The organism is Oleiphilus sp. HI0061 (assembly GCF_001635675.1).
Map to the genome: position 1 here is coordinate 1 of NZ_LWFE01000025.1, position 2,285 is coordinate 2,285.

Here is a 2,285-nt window from a genome sequence, read left to right on the forward strand (position 1 = left end):
TAACACGGGGTGCCATACTGTTCAGCGATCTGGCTTAGTGACGAATTTTCTGCATACAACTCGCCATTCTGGTACGAAAAATAACTCATGATTTATAACACTTTTTAATCGCCTGAACCGCTTCAGGCTTGGATAGAATTTGCCAATCACCCAGGATTGCTAAGCTTAGTTCTCAAACTGCTCTTCTGGGGCTCTCGTATCTCGTTTCTTTTTTTCTGCCTTATCGGAAGCAGGACTTTCCACCACTTCCGACTGATTGTGCACAGGCAAATAGAGATCACCCTTTTGGCCACAGCCTTGCACCAGTACCACACATGACATGATAAAAAGAGGCGTAAGTTTTAATCTCATACGTTTACTCACACCTCGAAATAAAGGCCGAAAAAGAATAATTTCCGAAAGGCTCATGGGAAGATACGCGTCAGCTGCCAAAAGGCAGGAATTATAACGAGTTGAAGGGCAATTGACTATTTTTAAGTACAAACCCTAACGAGAAGACTGTTTTTGTATGGCTCGATGCAGAGCCTTGTCAGCCTTTGCAAACCAGCGCAATACTTCCAGGGTTTTCGCCGAATCACTGGATGCTACGCTAAATTGAGATGAGTGATTGCTAAGCAAGACCTCCGACACCATAAGCGGCAGTCGGTCAGATACCTGCTGCTTATTAGCATAATGGATAAGCGCTTCATATTGCTGCTCTCCATGCGCGGCATTACTAAACTCCATACCCTGAAAGCTCAAGTCGCAGTTCGACTGGTAGCCTTCACTGCTAACATGAACCTGTACCTCACTCACTGCACAGTGTGGAATATCTTTCAGCGCCCGTATACGATAACCACCGTCTTTCGCCTTGGTGATTTTATTAAAGCTCACCGTAGGCATTTCACCTCCCAGGCTCATATCTGAGAGCTGCCTTGTTTCCAACATCCGAACCAGGCACTCATTCAATGCAGAAAGTAGTAGCATCTCGTCACGCCCCGTTAAAACCAGGCGCAACAGGCTACCCTGCTCGTCCAATATAATTAACTGATAGGTATCGTGATGCAAAAAGAAAAAAACCTGAATATTACCAGGCATATTGTAGGGTAAAACTGCTGCAACCAGGGTCTCTCCTGGCTGAGCGTATTCATCAAAAATAATTGGGCTATAGTGACGCTGCCCCTGCTTTAAGGCTTTGTAGAGCTCCACCTCATTTGCATAGGAAAAATACCTGAACTGCTCATCAACATACTGAACCACATAGTGACGCCCGCCCATATCGAGAACATAGCGAACAGAGCGGACACGTCCATCTGGAAAAAAAGCTTTCTTGATCGAGGTAAAGACACCTTCAACACGCGAAGCAATAATACTCGCTCGCTGAGGGCAGAAACAAAATACACGTAATTCACACTCGAAGTCACTTTGCTGTGCCAAACAAATCTGCAAATAAGACTGCAGGGTTTGCATCAGGGTATCACCCACTTCAAAACGGTGCGCACTGACTTCATTCCAGCTATTAATACTGATTTGATCTATCGTGCGTACCAGGTTAAAGCGATCGGTACTGTAGTCGAGTGCATCTGTACGATCACTTAAACGCTGCATCCCCCGTTCCGCTAATTCTTCCATGGGGTCTAAACCAACGCTCACAAACAAGACCACCTGTGTAACCTGCGCAGCCTTAACAAAGCTTGCCTGATTCACTGGTGGAAGAGGTACGCTAATACTTTGCTGCAAAGCACGAATCATCTGCTGAACTTCTTGTAGCCTGTAGCCCGTATCACCCGGTACCAGACTTAAGCGAGTGGAGCTATTTACAATGCCGTTAAAATATAGCCATGCAAGTAACTCCACCATCGAAGTAAATTTCTTCAAGGGCACTTCAAACGAAGCATCTGAATCAGTACTTAGATTCCTGTATAACAGCCAGCCGCTTTGCTCACTTGGCATCAACTGAGAGCTGGTATGGTGAATAGCCAGGTTCTCTTCCCATAAGTCCCCGACAATACCCGGATTAACCCGCTCAACCTTACCTGCTTTCTTCTGAAAATTTGCGTATAGCTTTCTGCCCAGGAGGTTAAGGTCTTCAGCGGTAATACTGGAGCGAATACCATGAGTGCGAGCATACTGTGACAAAAACCGATAACAGTAACTCAACTCTGCCACTAAGACTTGGCGCTCGACCAGAACCTCATCAACTTTCCATTTGGCGCGAGAGTCCAGGTACCTGAACTTACTCTCTGACCAACCCCAGGTTCGGACAATTTTTTCCAATAGTTTTCTCTGCCATGAAGGCCCCCTTC

Annotated in this window: 2 protein-coding genes; both read right to left on the reverse strand. The window is 46.0% G+C overall.

Features of this window, described 5'->3' with window-relative positions:
- Positions 1-165: 165 nt before the first annotated feature.
- Positions 166-351 (reverse strand): lipoprotein, encoded by a 186-nt coding sequence (locus tag A3735_RS00420; protein WP_068512865.1) that lies wholly within the window; start codon positions 349-351, stop codon positions 166-168.
- 135 nt (positions 352-486) lie between these two features.
- On the reverse strand, positions 487-2,285 hold a 1,799-nt coding region (locus A3735_RS00425), incomplete at its 5' end, for a class I adenylate cyclase (protein ID WP_197485547.1).